Origin of the sequence: Streptomyces lonarensis, assembly GCF_012033735.1 — a bacterium.
Lineage (GTDB): Bacteria > Actinomycetota > Actinomycetes > Streptomycetales > Streptomycetaceae > Streptomyces > Streptomyces lonarensis.
This window is the reverse complement of sequence record NZ_JAAVJD010000003.1, coordinates 1-16,724: the sequence shown is the minus strand read 5'-3', so window position 1 is coordinate 16,724 and position 16,724 is coordinate 1. Positions and strand designations below refer to the sequence as shown.

General features: G+C 74.0%; 21 protein-coding genes and 1 pseudogene. 14 read left to right on the top strand and 8 right to left on the bottom strand.

The window, feature by feature from the left end:
• Positions 1-56 precede the first annotated feature (56 nt).
• Both HCN56_RS00925 and HCN56_RS00920 read right to left on the bottom strand, forming a co-directional pair.
• Positions 57-590: an EF-hand domain-containing protein gene (locus HCN56_RS00925; protein WP_167967477.1), complete on the bottom strand. Its 534-nt coding sequence runs from the start codon at positions 588-590 to the stop codon at positions 57-59.
• Positions 591-952: 362 nt separating this feature from the next.
• On the bottom strand, positions 953-2,236 hold the full coding sequence (locus HCN56_RS00920) for a glutaminase (protein WP_167967476.1): 1,284 nt from the start codon (positions 2,234-2,236) through the stop codon (positions 953-955).
• A 390-nt stretch (positions 2,237-2,626) separates the two neighbouring features.
• Between HCN56_RS00920 and HCN56_RS00915 the strand changes: the two genes are divergently transcribed.
• From HCN56_RS00915 to HCN56_RS00870, 10 genes are all read left to right on the top strand, one after another.
• Positions 2,627-2,797 (top strand): hypothetical protein, encoded by a 171-nt coding sequence (locus HCN56_RS00915; RefSeq protein ID WP_167967475.1) that lies wholly within the window; start codon positions 2,627-2,629, stop codon positions 2,795-2,797.
• 488 nt (positions 2,798-3,285) lie between these two features.
• Positions 3,286-3,576 carry a gas vesicle protein GvpO gene (locus tag HCN56_RS00910; RefSeq protein ID WP_167967474.1) on the top strand — a complete coding sequence of 97 codons (291 nt, stop codon included), beginning with the start codon at positions 3,286-3,288 and terminating at the stop codon, positions 3,574-3,576.
• Positions 3,577-3,617: 41 nt separating this feature from the next.
• A complete protein-coding gene (gene gvpJ, locus HCN56_RS00905; RefSeq protein ID WP_167967473.1) occupies positions 3,618-4,043 on the top strand; it encodes a gas vesicle protein GvpJ in 426 nt (141 codons plus the stop codon).
• A gap of 13 nt (positions 4,044-4,056) precedes the next feature.
• On the top strand, positions 4,057-4,851 hold the full coding sequence (locus HCN56_RS00900) for a GvpL/GvpF family gas vesicle protein (protein WP_167967472.1): 795 nt from the start codon (positions 4,057-4,059) through the stop codon (positions 4,849-4,851).
• Between the two features lie 4 nt (positions 4,852-4,855).
• A complete protein-coding gene (locus tag HCN56_RS00895) occupies positions 4,856-5,146 on the top strand; it encodes a gas vesicle protein GvpG (protein ID WP_167967471.1) in 291 nt (96 codons plus the stop codon).
• On the top strand, positions 5,143-5,391 hold the full coding sequence (locus HCN56_RS00890) for a hypothetical protein (protein WP_167967470.1): 249 nt from the start codon (positions 5,143-5,145) through the stop codon (positions 5,389-5,391). Before HCN56_RS00895 ends, HCN56_RS00890 begins: the two co-directional genes overlap by 4 nt.
• Positions 5,392-5,407: 16 nt before the next feature.
• The gene (locus HCN56_RS00885) at positions 5,408-5,770 is read left to right on the top strand and encodes a gas vesicle protein (RefSeq protein ID WP_167967469.1); all 363 of its coding nucleotides are present in this window, start codon (positions 5,408-5,410) and stop codon (positions 5,768-5,770) included.
• Entirely contained in the window at positions 5,767-6,612 is an 846-nt protein-coding gene (locus HCN56_RS00880) for a GvpL/GvpF family gas vesicle protein (protein ID WP_167967468.1), read from the top strand. The genes HCN56_RS00885 and HCN56_RS00880 overlap by 4 nt, the downstream gene beginning before the upstream one ends.
• Positions 6,599-6,829 (top strand): gas vesicle protein, encoded by a 231-nt coding sequence (locus HCN56_RS00875; RefSeq protein ID WP_167967467.1) that lies wholly within the window; start codon positions 6,599-6,601, stop codon positions 6,827-6,829. Before HCN56_RS00880 ends, HCN56_RS00875 begins: the two co-directional genes overlap by 14 nt.
• Before the next feature lie 23 nt (positions 6,830-6,852).
• Positions 6,853-7,116: a gas vesicle protein K gene (locus tag HCN56_RS00870; protein WP_167967510.1), complete on the top strand. Its 264-nt coding sequence runs from the start codon at positions 6,853-6,855 to the stop codon at positions 7,114-7,116.
• A 118-nt stretch (positions 7,117-7,234) separates the two neighbouring features.
• Here the strand turns inward: HCN56_RS00870 and HCN56_RS00865 are convergent, their stop codons facing one another.
• Positions 7,235-8,458 (bottom strand): metallophosphoesterase, encoded by a 1,224-nt coding sequence (locus tag HCN56_RS00865; RefSeq protein WP_312870977.1) that lies wholly within the window; start codon positions 8,456-8,458, stop codon positions 7,235-7,237.
• 193 nt (positions 8,459-8,651) lie between these two features.
• On the opposite strand from HCN56_RS00865, the pseudogene HCN56_RS00860 reads away from it, so the two are divergent.
• A pseudogene (locus HCN56_RS00860) lies at positions 8,652-9,136 on the top strand (GNAT family N-acetyltransferase).
• Positions 9,137-9,193: 57 nt separating this feature from the next.
• On the opposite strand, the gene HCN56_RS00855 reads toward HCN56_RS00860, so the two are convergent.
• The 4 genes from HCN56_RS00855 to HCN56_RS00840 form a co-directional block, all read right to left on the bottom strand.
• Positions 9,194-9,961: an SDR family NAD(P)-dependent oxidoreductase gene (locus HCN56_RS00855; RefSeq protein WP_167967466.1), complete on the bottom strand. Its 768-nt coding sequence runs from the start codon at positions 9,959-9,961 to the stop codon at positions 9,194-9,196.
• 239 nt (positions 9,962-10,200) lie between these two features.
• Positions 10,201-10,866 (bottom strand): SDR family NAD(P)-dependent oxidoreductase, encoded by a 666-nt coding sequence (locus tag HCN56_RS00850; RefSeq protein ID WP_167967465.1) that lies wholly within the window; start codon positions 10,864-10,866, stop codon positions 10,201-10,203.
• 146 nt (positions 10,867-11,012) lie between these two features.
• Entirely contained in the window at positions 11,013-11,423 is a 411-nt protein-coding gene (locus HCN56_RS00845; protein ID WP_167967464.1) for a (R)-mandelonitrile lyase, read from the bottom strand.
• Between the two features lie 62 nt (positions 11,424-11,485).
• Positions 11,486-12,502, bottom strand: coding sequence for a zinc-dependent alcohol dehydrogenase family protein (locus tag HCN56_RS00840; protein WP_167967463.1), 1,017 nt, complete (start codon positions 12,500-12,502; stop codon positions 11,486-11,488).
• 209 nt (positions 12,503-12,711) lie between these two features.
• Here HCN56_RS00840 and HCN56_RS00835 point away from each other — a divergent pair, with 209 nt between their 5' ends.
• The gene (locus HCN56_RS00835) at positions 12,712-13,596 is read left to right on the top strand and encodes a helix-turn-helix transcriptional regulator (protein ID WP_167967462.1); all 885 of its coding nucleotides are present in this window, start codon (positions 12,712-12,714) and stop codon (positions 13,594-13,596) included.
• 397 nt (positions 13,597-13,993) lie between these two features.
• Here the strand turns inward: HCN56_RS00835 and HCN56_RS25700 are convergent, their stop codons facing one another.
• Positions 13,994-14,272, bottom strand: coding sequence for a hypothetical protein (locus HCN56_RS25700; protein ID WP_209312205.1), 279 nt, complete (start codon positions 14,270-14,272; stop codon positions 13,994-13,996).
• Positions 14,273-15,000: 728 nt separating this feature from the next.
• On the opposite strand from HCN56_RS25700, the gene HCN56_RS00825 reads away from it, so the two are divergent.
• Entirely contained in the window at positions 15,001-15,480 is a 480-nt protein-coding gene (locus HCN56_RS00825; RefSeq protein ID WP_167967461.1) for a YxiG-like protein, read from the top strand.
• A gap of 192 nt (positions 15,481-15,672) precedes the next feature.
• The coding region (locus HCN56_RS00820; protein ID WP_167967460.1) for a ferric reductase-like transmembrane domain-containing protein at positions 15,673-16,724 on the top strand (1,052 nt) is incomplete at its 3' end.

Below are 16,724 nucleotides of genomic sequence, written 5' to 3'. Positions count from 1 at the left end.
CGTCGTCGCCGCCGCGCCGGCCTCCTCGGACGACGCGCTCGCGAAACGCCCCGCCGTCAGGCCGATGCGGCGGGCACCAGGAGGTCCCCGGTGGTGCCGGCCTTCTCGGGCGCGTAGTAGTCCTTGATCCCCTCGGCCCAGGTGGGCACCGCCACCCTGTCCTCCGACGTCGGTTCATAGGCGTCGAAGAGGGCGTGGACATTGGCGGGTCGGAAGCCGATCGCGGTCATGAGGTCTACGAAGAGCGGGCGTTCGATGAGGCCGTCGCCGTCCGGGTCGCCGAGTGCCGCGAGGGCCTCGGCGAAGGCGGTGACGGTCGCGTCGAACCGTTCGGGGGACAGCACACAGGCGCTGTACTCCTCGAAGGTGATCAACTGGTCCCCGTCGCTGTCCAACTCGTCGGCCAGCGTGGTCCAGTACTGCTCGAAGGCGGCTCGCATCGCGTTCTTCGCCTCGTCCGAGGAGGCCGACGCGGCGGCGACGACGCGGTCGCCCATGAGCGTGAAGTCGTCGGCTTCGAGCACGCCGTTCCCGTTGGCGTCCAGCAGCGAGAAGACGAGCGCGACCCTCTGGGTGGCCTCTGCACGCATGATTCAGTCACCTCTCCTGTGACCGTTTCCCGCGGCACGGTTGCCGGTATGCCCCGGCGGCCCGCCCCGCACGGCCGAACGGTGTCCGGCCCGAGCGAACAATGCCCGTGCGACCCGGTGCTACCCGGTCACAGCGGGCGATTCGCCGGAAGGGGGGAATCGGCCCGTATCCCGGGCGAGTTGGGCTGCTGACCGGTAAAGGCGGCAGGTCACCTGCCGGGGCCGGGGAGATGAGGGCGGCCGCGCCGGGCCCCGCCCCACCGGGCAGCGCACGCAGGCGCCGTGCGACGGCCCGGGGGAGCTCGGGTGTGGGGCCGTGCAGGCCGACCGGGCCGGAGCCGGCCGGCCCGTCCCGCCGCCGCTCACGCGCCGGCGGCCATCGCCTGCTCCACCGTGCGGACGACGGTGACGCGGCCGCCGTCCCCGGGGTCGGGATCGGGGAGGATCGTCTCCGGGTCGACGAGGTAGACGTCCTGGCCGTCCAGGGTCAGTCGGCGGGCGACTTCCAGCACCATCCGGCGTGCCACGTCGTCGATCGCGTGGACCCGGGTCAGGTCGACGGCCACCTGAGGTTCCCGGGGCGCGGTCTCCAGGGTTTCGCGGACCACACGCTCGGCTCCGGCGAAGTCGATCCCGCCCTGGAGCTCCAGGACGCGCAGCGCGCCGGTTCCGCTGCCGACGACGTGGTTGGACCGTACGACGGCCTGCCCGGCCGACGGCACCTCCATCACATGGAGACCCATGTCCGAGGAGAACCGTTCGAACAAGGACACGCCGCGCACGCTGTTGCCGTGGCGGTCCAGCCGCGGTGAGAAGGTGGCGATGCCGATGCGTCCGGGAAGGGTGCCGATGAGCCCGCCGGCCACCCCGCTCTTCGCGGGGATGCCGACCTGGGTGGCCCAGTCGCCGGCGGCGTCGTACATCCCGCAGCTGAACATCACGCTGAGGACCTGGCGGACCACCGTCTCCGACACGACCTTCTCGCCCGAGAGCGGGTTGACGCCGCGGTTGGCCAGGGTCGCCGCCATCAGGGCCAGGTCCCGCGTGGTGACGAGCACGGCGCACTGCCGGGTGTAGCCCTCCACGACGGTCCTCGCGTCCTCGGTGAGGATGTCGTGGCTGCGCAGCATGTGGGCGATCGCCAGGTTGCGGTGGGCGTTCGCCATCTCCGACGCGTACACCTCCTCGTCCACCGCCAGCCGGCGGCCGGCGAAGGCCGAGAGGCCGTGGAGGACGCGTTCCACCCGGTCCGCGGGATCGCAGTCCGCCGGGCCGGTCAGGGAGTGCACGGTGATGGCGCCGGCGTTGATCATGGGGTTGAGCGGGCGACCCGTGCCGCTCTCGAGGGAGATCTCGTTGAAGGCTTCCCCCGAGGGCTCGACCCCGACCTTGGCGAGGACCGGATCGAAGCCGCGGTCGGCGAGAGCCAGCGCGTAGGCGAACGGCTTGGAGATCGACTGGACGGTGAACGGGACGTCCACGTCACCGGCGCCGTGGACCTGCCCGTCGACGGTGGCGAAGGCGGCAGCCAGCCGCTCGGGGTCGGCCGCCGCCAACTCGGGGATGTAGGCCGCGGGCTCCCCGGAGGAGTCCGGCTCCACATGTCCCAGTACTTCGGCCAGGTAGTCGGGGATGATGGGCCGCATTCTTGCCTCTCCGTTCGGAACACCGGCTTCCGGTGCGGGGCGCGGGAGGGTCCGGCGCGGTTGTCCACCGCCCGGACGCGTCCGCACCCCCGGTGCGCGCCCAGGCTACCCACCGGGCGCCGCAGGTCGAGCAGCGGCGCGGGCACGGCCTGCCGCACGTCGGCCGTGGGGCGGGTCGCCGCGAACCGGTGCGCCACGGCCGGGGCCCGGGCGGGCGGCCCGTTGCCTGATGGCCGGCCGGAGCTCGCGGACGCTGCTGCGGCAGCGTCGCGGCGAGGAGCTCGGCGTCGCCCAGGGCGGCGCCCTTCTTCATGCCGTCCTGTCCGTGCCGACCCGCCCGGCACCGACGGCGCGAAGCGCCTTGCCCACGGCAGCCTCGGCAGTGAACCGATGGGGCTCCATGTGTTTCTGCACTGCAGCCCGGAGGCACCGGCCGCCCGGGTCACCGTCCTCGTCACCGGGAGGCTCGGCAGGGAGGCGATCCGATGCGCCGGCCGACCCGGCTGCGTGGTCAACGCGCTGCTCGTCCCGTTCGTGCTCGCGGCTGCCCGCCGGGTCTGATCCGGCCATACCTGCGCCGCCGACATCGACGCGGGGACGGTCCCGGGGGCGGCCACCGCAGGGGGCCGCCGCGTATCGCCGTCCCCACCCGCATCGACAGCCTCCGGACCGTCGCGGTGGAGCTGAACCGGGCGGGGGCCCTGCCCGTGCGCCATGAACGGCCCGCTCGCCGACTCCGCAGCGGACGTTCCGGCCGAGGTCGGCCGGCCGGCCCGGCGCTTCGCCGGTGAGGGCGGCTCGTTCGGCGCGGGGGCACCGGGGTGCCGGGCTGGTCCCGCCGTGCCGGCCGGCCCTCCACCGAGGCTGCTCGCCGCCGCGCGGCCCGCGACGCCTCGACGACGCCCGGCTGCGGCGGGTCGCCCCCCCCCGGAGCCCCTTGCTCCGGTCGGGCCAACGACCGGGCGAGCGGCACCCGATCGGCCACCCCCGGGGCACCGGACGGCTCATCATCGGGTGCGCGCCGCGTCCGGCCGTGTCGTCATGAGGGCATGGCAGAACAGACCCGCAGAAGAAGCCCCAGCCCGGTGAAGGGGCCGGTGGGGGCCGCGCGGCGTGCCGGGCGGCGCCTGACGGCGCTCACGGGACACCCGGTCGACGGCGTCTCGGCGGTCAGCCCCACCGAGGACGGCTGGCGCGTGCGCGTCGACGTCGTCGAGGTGGCCCGCATCCCGGACACCACCAGCCTCATGGCGACCTACGAGGTCGATCTCGACCACGAGGGTCGGTTGCTCCAGTACGAGCGCGTGCGTCGGTACCGGCGCTGCGCGACCGACGACTGAACGGCATGCCACACGGGGGCGGGAGAGCGAAGGAGACCACCATGACCACCACCACGACCACCTACCGGGACAACATCACGCCCGTCCCGCGCACCGGAACCCTCTACGACGTCATCGACATCATCCTCGACCGGGGCATGGTCATCGACGTGTTCCTGCGGGTCTCGCTGGTCGGGATCGAGATCCTCAAGGTCGACATACGCATCGTGATCGCCAGCGTCGACACCTACCTGCGGTTCGCCGAGGCCTGCAACCGGCTCGACCTGGAAGCGGACACCCGCAGCCGGACCGTGCCCGAACTCTTCGGTGGTGGCGGCGGGGGGATGGTCCGCAAGGCGGGGGAGCAGGGGGCCAAGAAGGCCGTCGAGTCCGGTGAGCGGAAGGCGAAGAAGGCCGCCACCGGTGCCAAGAAGGCAGCGGGCGGCGCCAGGGACAAGGTCAAGAGCGCCCTACCGGGCTCCGACTGAATGAGGCTGCGTTGTGACACAGCAGGTCTACACCTACGGAATCGTCCGCGCCGGCCATCGGCTGCCGCGGCCGGCCACCGGGATCGGTGCCCCGCCCGAGCGGCTGCGGCTGCTGGACGTCGGCCCGCTCTCTGCCGTCGTCAGCGGTGCCCCCGCAGGCCTCCTGGCACGCCGGCGGGACCTGCTCGCCCACCAGCGGACGCTGCTGACGCTGTCCCGGGAGGGCCCGGTCCTCCCGATGCGGTTCGGATCCGTCGCCCCCGACGAGGAGACGCTGCGCCGCCAACTGGCCGACGCGCCCGACGAGAAGCTCCGCACTCTCGAACGGCTCGACGGCAGGGTGGAGATGAACCTCAAGGCGCTCGTCGTCGAGGGAGACCTGGCGGAACTGCTGCGGCAGGACGCGCATCTGCGCCGCCTCCACCACGAGTCCAGGACGCGGCCCGGCTACGAGAACAGCGTGCGGCTCGGTCAAGCCGTCGCCGAGAGCCTGACGCGCCGCGCGACACGAGCCGCAACCCGCACGGTGCAGCAGGTGCGCGGGCTGACCGAGGCGTCCGCCCCGGGGCCGACCGTTGAGGGCTGCGCCCTCAACCTGTCCTTCCTGCTGCCACGGGAGAACGAGAGCCGGTTCCGCGATGCCGTCGAGCGGGCAGCGGCCGAACACGCCGGCCGGACGGAGCTGCGGGTCTCCGGCCCGCTCCCGTGCTTCAGCTTCACCGAGCCCCGCCGCCCGCCGGCAGGCCGTGCTCGCCCGCGGCCCCGCCGGGCGGCTCCCGCCGCTGCCACCTCCGAAGGGCGGTCGTGAGCCGATGGGCCTGCTCACCGGCGTGCTGCTGCTTCCGCTGGCCCCCGTCCGGGCGGCCGGCTGGCTGGCCGAGCGGGTGGCGCAGGCGGCCGAGGAGGAACTCCACGACCCGGCACCGCTGATGGCCCGGCTGCGCGACCTCCACCGGGCGCTCGAAGAAGGCGACATCGGCGAAGAGGCCTTCGAGGAGCAGGAGGAGGAGCTGCTCCTGCTGCTCCAGCAGCGGCAGGACCCGGACCACGCCGTCGCAGCACCCCCGCCGGCCGAACAGCCCGAGGAAGGTGGCCCGCCGTGAGCGGCGGCGCTGTGGTCCCCGGCCGCGAGCCGGTGGCGGTCGGGGGCACCGCCGCAGCGGAGAACCGCTACGAGCCGGACGAGCCGGACGACGCGGACGACGACGGGGACGGCCTGGACGACGAAGCCCTCGACGACATCGAGGACGAGGACGAGGAACCCTTCGGCGATCTCGACGACCCGGACGAGGACGAGGAACTGGACGCCGAGGGCGACGACGCCGAGGACGAGGACGAGGAACCGTGACGAGACGGAGCCGGCGATGAGCCGCAACACCCCGCAACCGCTGGAATCGCACGAGCCGCTGGAGCCCTACCCTCCGCGGACCGCGAACCTCGCCGACATCCTCGAAAGGGTCCTCGACAAGGGCATCGTCATCGCGGGCGACATCAAGATCGACCTGCTGGACATCGAACTGCTCACGATCCGGGTCCGGCTGTTCATCTCGTCGGTCGACACCGCTCGCAAGGCGGGGATCGACTGGTGGGAGACCGAGCCCGCCCTGTCGTCCCGGGCCGCCCGGGACGCGCTGCACGAGGAGAACCAACGGCTGCGGGACCGACTGAACGAGTTGGAGTCGGCCGACCACTCACCCACGCGTGCCGAGGAGCCCGAGTCCGCATGAGCGTCGCCGCCAGTCATCCGCTCGACGACACAACGGAGTTCGCCACCTGCGCCTTCGCGGTACGTGCCGCGGGGAGCGAGCCGGGGCCGCTCCCGTCCGGCCTCCGCGGCCACCCCGGCGGCGGGCGCCCCCGGACGCTCACCGTCGGCGACCTGTCGGTCGTCGTCCAGAGCGTCCCCGCGGCCGCCTTCGCCGGTGACGCCCTCGCCGACCGGTTGCAGGACCCCGCCGAGCTGGAGCGGTGCGTCCGCGCCCACCACGGCGTCATCACCGCCGCCGCCCTCTCCGGCGCGGTGGTGCCTCTTCCGCTCGCCACGCTCTACCTCGACGACGACCGGGCGATGGCAGCCGTCCACGACAGGAGGGAGCAGCTGAGCCGTCTGCTGGCCGAGCTGAGCGGCCGGGCCGAGTGGGGGATCAAGGTCACCTCGGTCGCGGGCCCTCGCCCCTCGGAGACCACCCCCGCCACCGGCAGCGCGGAGATGCAGCCCGTCGACGGCCACGCCTACCTCGACCGCCTGCGCGGCCGCCGGCAGGCCCGCGAGGAGCGCCAGGAGGCCGAGCTGCGAGCCGCCGAGCGCGTCCTCGCCGTGGTCCGTCGCGCAGCGGTCGCCGCCCGCCGCCTCCGCCCGCAGGAGCTACCGCCGTCGGGCGGGGTCCGCCAACTCCTCAACGCCGCGCTGCTGGTCGACCACGCGGCCGAGGCCCGCCTGCGGTCCGCGGTCCACGTCCTGGCCCTGGACCGCGGAATCGCCGAACGCGCCACGGTCGAACTGACGGGGCCCTGGGTCCCCTACTCCTTCGCCCGGCTCGACGAGGAGGTCCCCGATGGTGTCCGCTGACCCCGCGCCCTGGCAGGGCGCGTCCGGCCCCTACGGACCGATCGGAGTGCCGCTGGTCGACCTGCTCGACCGTGTGATGGCCACCGGCGTGGTGATCAGCGGCGACGTGGTCATCGCCATCGCCGAGGTGCCGCTCGTCCGCCTGTCGCTGCACGCTCTGCTGTCCTCGGTCAGCGACCGGCTCCCGGCCCCCTGGGCCGACGGGGGCCCCTGGTGACCGGCCCCGTCGCCGACCGCAGGATGGACCTGGACGGCGACACGGTGGGGAGGGACCTCGTCGCCCTCGTGCTCACCGTGGTCGAACTGCTGCGGCAACTGATGGAACGCCAGGCGCTGCGCCGGGTCGACGCGGGGGAACTGACCGCGGAGCAGGTCGACCGCATCGGGACCACGCTGATGATGCTCGACCGGCGGATGGGCGAACTCCGCGACACCTTCGGCCTGCGTCCGGAGGACCTCAACCTCGATCTCGGGCCTCTCGGTTCGCTGCTGCCGCGGGACTGACGGGGCCGGAGCACGCGGCAGCCCGGCCGCGGGCGCTCCGAGGCGCCACCCGGCCCGGACTGCACCGCCCGGCGCGGCGGAATGCGGTCGCAGGCGCACACCCGCGACCGCCCCGCCCTCACCCCGTTGCACGCAGGACGAGGAGGGTGATCTCGCTGGGCGCGAAAACCCGGAACGGCGGGCCCCAGAAGCCGGTGCCGCGGCTGGTGTACAGCTGTGTGCGGGCGCCGTGCCGGCTGAGCCCCGCGACGGCCGGCTGGTCGAGACGCACCAGGTAGTGGAAGGGCCAGATCTGGCCGCCGTGGGTGTGGCCCGAGAGCTGCAGGTCGACACCGCCGGCTGCCGCGCGGTCGACGAACGTCGGCTGGTGGGCGAGAAGGAGTACGGGGTGCTCGGGGTCGGTGCCGCTGAGGGCCCCCGCGAGGTGGGCACGGTGGCCGTCCAGCCCGGACGACTCGGCCGTGACGTCGTCGACGCCCGCGACGACGAGGGTGTCCCCGCCCCGCTCCAGCAGCAGGTGGCGGTTGCGCAGCGGCTCCCAGCCCAGCTCGGCCATGAGGTCGACCCAGCCCTGCGCCTCGCTGTAGTACTCGTGGTTGCCGGTGACGTAGACACGGGCCCGGGTCGCCCGCACCGTGCCCAATGGGAGGGCCTGCGCCCGGCGCCGCTCGGCGGTCCCGTCCGCGATGTCGCCGGTGTGGCAGACCAGGTCCGCCTCCAGACTGTTCACCTTCTCGCAGACACGCTCCGACCAGCGGGCGCGGTCCAGCGGCCCGTAGTGGGTGTCGGTGATCAGGACGACCCGGGTCCCGTCCAGTCCGGCGCCGAGACGCGCGAGCGGGACCTCGACGCGTCGCACGCGCGGCACGCGGCGGGCCTCGACGAAGCCCCAGACGAGCAGCCCGCCCGCCGCGGCGAGCGCCGCCCAGGTGACGATGCGCGCCCGGTCCTGGCCGTCGCCCACGCCCGCGACGGCCAGCAGCGGGCGGAGCAGCAGGGTGAGCAGGACGGACCAGGTGAACAGCACCCAGATGCCACCGAGCAGGGTGGCACCGACGATCGCCGCCCGGTCCTGCTGGCGTCGGCCGTGTCCACGGACCATCGCGATCGGCATGCCCACCAGGCCGGCGACGAACAGCGCCGTGCCGAGCAGCGTCACCGCGAGCGGCCAGCCCTGCCCCGTGTGCAGGAGGACCACGCACGGCACGGCCCAGAGGAGGACCGGGGCGACAAGCGGGGCGTAGCGCATCAGCAGCCGGACACGGCTCCGCCGCGTTCCCGCCGGCCGCGCCGGTGCCGGCTCGGCACCGCTCTCGGGCCGGGTCTCGTCGGTCTCGGTCACGTGCACCCTCCAGAGGAAACGTCCGGTCGCGGCCGCCGGGAGCGCGGCACGTCCCCGGCCATTGTCCGCTGTGGCGGGTGTGCACCCGCCCGGGTCCGCCGGTCCCGCCACCACCTCGCCCCCGAGCGCCGCCCGGCCCGCGCCACCGAAACCCGCAGGACGAACCGGCAACGGCCTGCCCAGGGTGTGCCCCATGGAGATCCGTACAGCCGGTGACGACGACTGGCCGAGCATCTATCCGTTCTCCTCCGAGATCATGGCCGAAGGGCGGACCTGTGCCTTCCCCGAAGGGCAGACGTCGGACGAGGCGCGGCCGTGGTGGATGGAGCGGCCTCCGGCCGCACGGTGGTCGCCGTCGAGGACGGTGTGATCACGGGTTCGGCGAAGATGGGCCCCAACAAGCCGGGGCGCGGCTCCCACATCGCCACGGCGTCGTTCCTGGTGGACCCGCGCCATCGGGGCCGGGGCGTCGGGCGCCGGCTCGGCGAGCACGTCGTCGACCGGTCGCGCAGGCAGGGCTTCCGCGGCATCCAGTTCAACGCGGTCGTCGAGGTCAACGAGCCCGCCGTGCGGCTGTGGACCTCCCTCGGGTTCGCGGTCGTCGGCACCGCGCCTCTGGCGTTCGACCACCCGGACCACGGCCTGGTCGGCCGGCACTTGATGTTCCGCCCGCTCTGACGGCCCCAGTCGCGGAGTACGCCCCGCCGCCGGTGGGCGGCCGGCGCCCCCGGGCGGCTACTGCGCGGTGTAACCGCCGTCGACGGGGAGCGCGACCCCGGTGACGTAGCTCGCGCCGGGGCTGCACAGCCACAGGACGGCGGCCGCCACCTCCTCGACCGAGCCGAGCCGCGCGATCGCCTGGCCCGCCTCGGCCCGGGCGAGATCCAGCTCACCGTGCGCGACCATGGCGTCGACCATCGGGGTGCTGATGGTGCCGGGGCAGACGACGTTGATCCGGACTCCCCGCGCCCCGTACTCCAGGGCGGCGCTCCTGGTCAGGCCGAGCACGCCGTGCTTGGAGGCGTGGTACGCCGCACGGCCGGGGTTGCCGACCAGCCCGCCGAGACTGGAGCAGTTCACGACGGCACCACCGCCCTGCGCCCGCATGTGGCGCAGCTCGTGCTTCATCGACGCCCAGACCCCGCGCAGGTTGACGGCTTGGACGAGGTCGAACTGCTCGGCGGACTCCTCGGCCGCGTCGGTGGGCGGCACCATCACGCCCGCGTTGTTGTAGGCCATGTCGAGCCGCCCGAAAGCGGCCACCGTGCTGTCGACGGCGGCGGCCACCTGCTGCTCGTCGCTGACGTCGCAGGGCACTCCGAGGGCGCGGTGGCCGGCGGCGCCGAGGTCCCGGGCGGCGGCGGAGACGGCGCGGGCGTCGATGTCGGCGAGGGCGACGGCGGCGCCCGCCTCGGCGAAGGCCCTGGCGGTCGCCAGGCCCATGCCGGAGGAGGCGCCGGTGACGAAGGCGACCCGGTCGGTGAAGTCGTAGGCGGGGTTCACGGTGCTCAGCTTTCGTGACGGGAGGAGGCGGTACCTGCGGGCGGCGTCGGTGGCCGGCTGCCGCGCCTGAGCGCGGCAGCGACGAGGCGTGTGGGCCCCGGCGCGGTGGTGCGCGCGAGCGGCGTCGGGGCGGTGCTGGGGGTGGTGTGGGGGCGATCCCGTCCGGCCAGGCCGGGGGAGTGCGGCTGCCCGCCCGGGGGCTTCCTGCGGGGGCGCCCGGGGGCCGCCCCCCGCGGCCGTCACCCGGGCATCGGCTCGGCGTAGTGGCGAAAGTCCCCGCGCTCGGCATGGAGGGCGTACAGGCGCTCGGCGAGTGCCCGGGGGCTGGAGTGCTCGGCGTCGGGCCGGATCGCACCCGGCACGATCAGCTGGGCCACGTGGATGTTCTCGGCGGCGAGCGCCTCGTGCAGCATCGCCGCATAGGCACTCTCGCCGGCGAACGCCACGGAGGTGCCGGCGACGCCCGGACTCGGACGTACCGCGCTGCCGCCGTTCACGAACAGCAGCGTGCCCCGACCCAGCTTCCGCATCCCGGGCAGCACGGCCTGCACGCAGGTGACCGGACCCAGGACGGAGAAGGCCAGCGGAGCACCGAGGTCGGCGGCGGTCGTTTCCAGGACCGGCTTCATGAAGTCGGCGCGGGGCACCGGGCTGAACTGGAGGATCTCGACGGGCCCGAGGGCTGCCGCTGCCTCGTCCAGCCCGGCGGTGAGGGAGGCCGGGTCGAGGACGTCCGCGGTGAACCCGCGGGCGTCGATGCCCTCCCCGGCCAGCTCGGCCACCAGCTGTTCCTGGTTCCGGGCGTTGCGCGACACCAGCGCGACCCGGTGGCCCGCGGCGCCGAAGCGCCGCGCGGAGGCGAGGCCCAGTCCGGGGCCGGCGCCGATGAGGGCGAAGGTGGTCATGGTGGTTCTCCTCGGGGATCGACGTGCTCGGGGCGACACGCTCAGTGGGCGCGCCGGGGCACCGGAGCGGCACCTCGGCGGTCTCGGTCTGCGGCTTCGGTCTGCGATGTCGGACCGCGGCGTCCGGACCGCGGTCCGGCTGGGCGTCAGCGGTCCGGCGGGAGGGCCGCGTACTCCGCGTCGGTGACGGGTGCCAGCCAGCGGACCAGGTCGTGGTCGTCGTCCCCCTCGTTGATCGCGAGGTGCGACATCAGCCGGTCGGGTGCCGCCCCGTGCCAGTGCTCCTCGCCGGCCTCGAACAGCACGCGGTCGCCCGGCCGGATCACCTCCACCGGTCCGCCGCGGCGCCCGCACAGCCCCACCCCCTCGGTGACCCAGACCGTCTGGCCCAGCGGGTGGCGGTGCCAGTGGGTGCGAGCGCCGGGCATGAAGTGCACCAGCGAGGCGGTGACGCGCGACGGGGGCGGGGCGGCGGCGACGGCGTCGATCCACACGTCGCCGGTGAACCGGTCGGGCGGCCCTTGCACGGTCGCGATCGAGCTGCGTGTGATCTGCACGTGTCCTCCCGGGTGTGCGGGTGTGCGGGTGTCTGCGGGTGTGCGGTGGCTCGGGGCTGTCGTCAGGGCTTGAGGAGCGCCTTGATGGCGCGGCGCTCGTCCATGGCCCGGTAGCCCTCGGCGACCTGATCCAGGGGCAGCGAGAGGTCGAAGACCTTGCCCGGGTCGATCCGGTCGGAGAGGACCTGCTCGATCAGGTCGGGCAGGTAGCGGCGGACGGGCGCCGGGCCGCCGCGCAGGCCGACGTGGGAGAAGAACAGCTCCTGCCCGTCGATCGCGACGTCGTGGGGGACCCCGACGAAGCCGACGTTGCCGCCGGGGCGGGCGGAATGCAGCGCCTGCCGCATGGCTTCTGAGGTGCCGACGCACTCCAGGACGCTGTCCGCCCCGATTCCGCCGGTCAGCTCCTTGATCCGGGCGACGCCCTCCTCGCCGCGTTCTGCGACGATGTCCGTCGCGCCGAACTCCCGTGCGAGCTGAGCGCGGGTCTCGTGGCGCGACATGGCGATGATGCGCTCCGCGCCGAACGCCTTCGCGGCGATCACCCCGCACAGGCCCACCGCTCCGTCACCGACGACGACGGCGGTGGAGCCGCTGCGGACCTCGGCGGCGTCGGCGGCCCACCAACCCGTGCCCATCACGTCCGACACCGCCAGCAGCCCCGGCCAGTACCGCTCGTCGGGCACCCCGTCCGTGGCCACCAGGGTGCCCTGGGCGTTGGGGATGCGCACGTACTCGGCCTGGCAGGTCGACATGAACTCACGCCGCAGGCAGTTCGAGGTGAAGCCGTTGCGGCAGTTGGCACAGGTGTTGTCGCAGGTCGCGAAGGACCCGACGACGAACTGCCCGGGGCGGAGCGAGGTGACCTCGCTGCCGACCTCCTCGACGAAGCCCACGTACTCGTGGCCCATCGGGTGGGGGTCGCCGATCGGTTCCGCACCCCGGTAGGGCCACAGGTCGGAGCCGCAGACGCAGGTCACGGCCGTGCGGATGACGGCGTCGGTGGGATGGACGATCCCGGGGTCGTCGAGCGTCTCGAAGCGGACGTCTCGAGGTGCGTGGATGACTGCGCCGCGCATGGGAGATTCCTTACGTCGCCGGTGGCGGCGGCTCCGCGGGTCCGGGAGCGCCGCCGGGTACAGGGCGGGGCCTGCCGCGGCAGTCACGGCCGCGGCGTCAAGCACCACCTCGTCCAGGTAACCCCCACTCGGCGCGCTCAGCGAGTCACTGGCGAGGGGTGTACCGGCAGTACATCCCTCCGGGGCGGGGCGGCGCGTACCGTCGAAGGGTGGACAACCAGCGAGAGACCCGCGAGTTCCTCACCTCGCGCCGTGCGAGGATCAGCCCCGAACGGGCCGGACTGCCCGCGGGCACCCGGCGCCGCGTCCCCGGCCTGCGTCGCAGCGAGGTGGCGGCCCTCGCCGACGTCAGCGTCGAGTACTACGCGAAGCTCGAACGCGGCAACCTGGCGGGCGTCTCGCCGGCCGTCCTCGAAGCCGTCGCCCGAGCGCTCCGGCTCGACGACGCGGAACGCGCCCACCTGCTCCGGCTGGCCCAGGCCGCCGACGGCTCCGACGCGCTCACCCGGCCGCGCCGACGCCGGGGCGGCGACCGCTGGAAACCGCATCCGAGCCTCCAGTGGACCCTGGACGCCGTCACGGGCGGTCCCGCGTTCGTCCGGAACGGGCGGATGGACCTGCTCGCCGCCAACCAGCTGGCCCGCGCCTTCTACGCGGACGTCTACGCCACCCCCAGCAACCAGGCCAACCTGGCGCATTTCACCTTCCTCGATCCTGCCGCCCGCCGCTTCTACCCCGAGTGGGAGCAGGCCGCCGACATCACCGTCGCCATCCTCCGCACGGAGGCGGGCCGCAACCCCCACGACAAGGACCTCCACGACCTCGTCGGCGAGCTCTCCACGCGCAGCGACGCCTTCCGAACCCGTTGGGGCGCCCACAACGTGCGCCACCACGGCACCGGCACCAAGCGGTTCCACCACGCCGCCGTCGGAGAACTCGTGCTGGCGTACGAGGGGCTGGAGATGGCCGCCGAACCCGGCCTGACCCTGACCGTCTTCGCGGCGGAGCCGGGTTCGGCCGCAGAGGAGGGGCTGCGGCTGCTGGCCTCCTGGGCGGCGACGCGCGAGAGCCCCGCACCGCGCTCCGGTGCGTGAGGCGGCGCCGGCCACCGCCTTCGGGCTCCGCGCGGACCGCGGCGGCGGTCCGGTTGCGCTCCGCCGGTGGGGGCGGCCGGACCGGGGAGCGGAGTGGCGCCGTCGAACGCGGGACAGCCGGCGCCGCTGCGCTTCCGACGGCCTCGGGGCGACGTGGTCCGGCCGGGAGGCATCCGCTCCCATCGCGGAGTGCGCGCCCGGGGTCGGGAGGCGGCGAAGGGCCTGGCCAGGGGCGGTGCGTCGCGCCGGAGCGGTGATGCGGCCTCGGCAGCCCGCCGGGAGTGTCGAGCAGACCGACCGCCCCGCGTCGTGCACGGGTGGCGCGCCGCCGGGCGGCGGCAGGCTTTCCGTGCGCCGGCAGTCACCTCCGTACCCCGTGGCGGGAGGGTGGCGGCCGTCAGCACCCGGCAGGGGGCGGCGTGGCCCGCGCGAGGGCGAGCGCCGCTGCGCGGACCTCGACCTCCCACGTGCGTACGTCGGCCCCGATGGAGTAGCCGGCGCAGCAACCACACGACGGGAGGAGCGCCACCAGGGCCTCCTCCTCGGGAGTCCCGGTCTCGGTCTCCCACCAGTCGTCGGATGCGAGGGCCGCGGGCGCGACCTCCCGCGCCGCGACGCGGGCCGCCATCCGGCGCAGCGCGTGCCGCCTGGCCTGCGGGAGCGGCGGGAGGTCCACTCCGGCTTCCCGCAGCGTCTCCTCGAAGAGCTCGCGGATGTCGCGCGGATCGGTTCTGCGGCTCCGGCCCGCGAGGTCGCAGAGGGCGGGGGGTGTCGAGTCCGGCCGCCAGCGCCTCGGCAGCGGCCATCGGCAGATCCTCGGGCAGCAACTCGTCCGCACGGTAGCGGCACGCGGCCTCACACAGAACGGCGATACCGCGCCCGTGCCGGGCGGGAGACGTCGCCTCGTCAGCCGGCCTCTCGTGGACCACGCTCCACGGCTCCTCGCTGGACTCCCGCCCGGGCCGCGCCCGCCCGTCCGCCCGCTCGGTGTCCGCGTGCGGTAGGAGTGGCCGAGTTCGGGGCCGAAGCGGTGTCGAAAGTGCGGATCAGAGGGCACCACGCCGACGGGCGGTGTGGCGCGTGCCCGACACGACGATACGGCGTCGGCGTGCCCCGAGTGCACCGCCGCCTCGACGATCACGAACTCACCGGAGGCGTCCGGTCTGCGGCGCGAGACGCTCCACGGCCGGCCACTGCTCCGGTCGCTCCTCGGAAGTTCCCGCGCCGTCGAGGTGAGCCGCTCGGCTGGGTGGCGCTCAACCGCGACCTCGGGCTGCCGGAGGACCACCTCATCGGCCACCGGGCCGCCGACCGCGAGTCGCCCGGGCGGCCCTGAGCGAAGCGGACGCCCGCAATCCGCGAATCCCGCTGGTGGGTGCTCGGCCCGTGAGGTAGAAGGGCGGCATGGACACCGCCGTACTGGAGCAGATGCTCGACGGGACCTTCGACCACGCCGTCGTGCACCACGGGTTCACCGACTACATGCGCGACTACGAGGTCATCGTCCACGTGACGGCCGACCCCCGAAGCGGCGTCGCACCGTCGTACCTGCGCTGTCTCTTCCGGTACTGCGTGGAGGCCCGGTGCGGGACGGCGGTGCGGCCGGAGACGTGGCGGGTCTCCCTGGACGACCGGCTCATCGATCACGGAACCGGCGTCGACCTCGACGGATACGTATGGGGGGTCAAGTGGCAGGCCCTCTACCCGGGAGCCGTACTCCTTCCCGAGTCCGAGACGGCCCGCCGCTGGTCGACGGCTCTCGGGATCGACTTCCACGAGGTGCGCCTGGAACTCACCGCGCATCAGCTGACCTTGCTCTTCTCTGACCTTCAGGTGAGCGAGGTCCCGGTCGGGTACGCACCCTTCGTCGCGGACCAGGGATGAGCGGTCGTGCGGTCGTGCGGCAGTCGGCACCAGCGGCGCCCGGATCGACGGGACGCCCGGGACGCTCCCCCGAAGCGGAGCGAACCGGACCGGGACTGCGCACATCCTCGTTCCACCTCTTATCCCGGTCGGGTTCAGCACGTATCTTCTGCGGAGCGCAGCATCCGTGCGACCCGATGGGGTGTGAGGCAGATGACCGGCCCGGTGGTTCCCGACCTGGTGGACGGCGGGTCCGAGCCCGGTTTGCCGCCACGGCGGCGCCGGCCGCGCCTCGACCGCGGCGGCCTCCGCGCGGACCTGCGGGCGACGGTGCCGGACGCGAGTCTGGCACTCCTGATCACCGGTCTGATCTTCGCGTGGCTCTGGATACGCATCGAGAACGGCACATCCTCGACCGTGGAGGTGATGCCGCACCTCGCCGACCCGCGGCACTGGATGTACTGGCTCTGCCAGGCGTTCGGCTGGTCGGCGCTGCTGTGGGCCTACGGCACCGTCCTGCTGGGCCTGCTCCGGTCGGGGGCCCGGCCCCCGTGGCGCCGGCTCACCGCGGCGCGCACGGAGAAGCTGCACCGCACCACCAGTCTCACCACCATCGCGCTGATGTTCCTGCACGCGTTCTTGCTCTTCCTGGAGTTCGTCCGGTCGAACCACGGCGACTCCGCCACCTGGGTCGGCCGCGTGGCCTCCGCGTTCGCCGAGAGTTTCGTCCCCGGCTACTACCCCTCCGGGACCGGGCGGCTCGCCATCCTGATCGGCCTGCTCGCCTTCTACCTGGCGATCCCGTTGAGCCTCGCGTACTACCTGCGCCACGCCACGGGCGCCCGGATGTGGCGGGCCCTGCACCGCTTCATCATCGTGGTCTATGTCCTCAGCGTGTGGCACACCCTGCTGTACGGCACGAGCGTCTGGTTCGACGGCCTGTTCCGTTCCTTCGTGTGGGCGCTCCAGATTCCGCTGGGCCTGTTGCTGCTGCTGCGGTTGGCCCGGCCGGCGAGGCCGTCCGAACGGCTGGCCGTGCGGGGCGACCGCCGCCCGCCGCACGCGGAGCTCGCCGCCCGGGTGGCCGGCCGCCTGCTGGTCGTCGCCGCCGTGGTGGGCGTGGCGGCCGTGGTCGTCTCCGGTGTCGACGGAGGACGGACGCCCGGGCTGCCGTCCCCGGGTACCTGGCCGGAACCGTGGGTCGTCTGGCTCGGCCTCGCCCTGCTGGCGGCCGTCGTCGCGGTGACGGCCCGCCGGCTGCGACC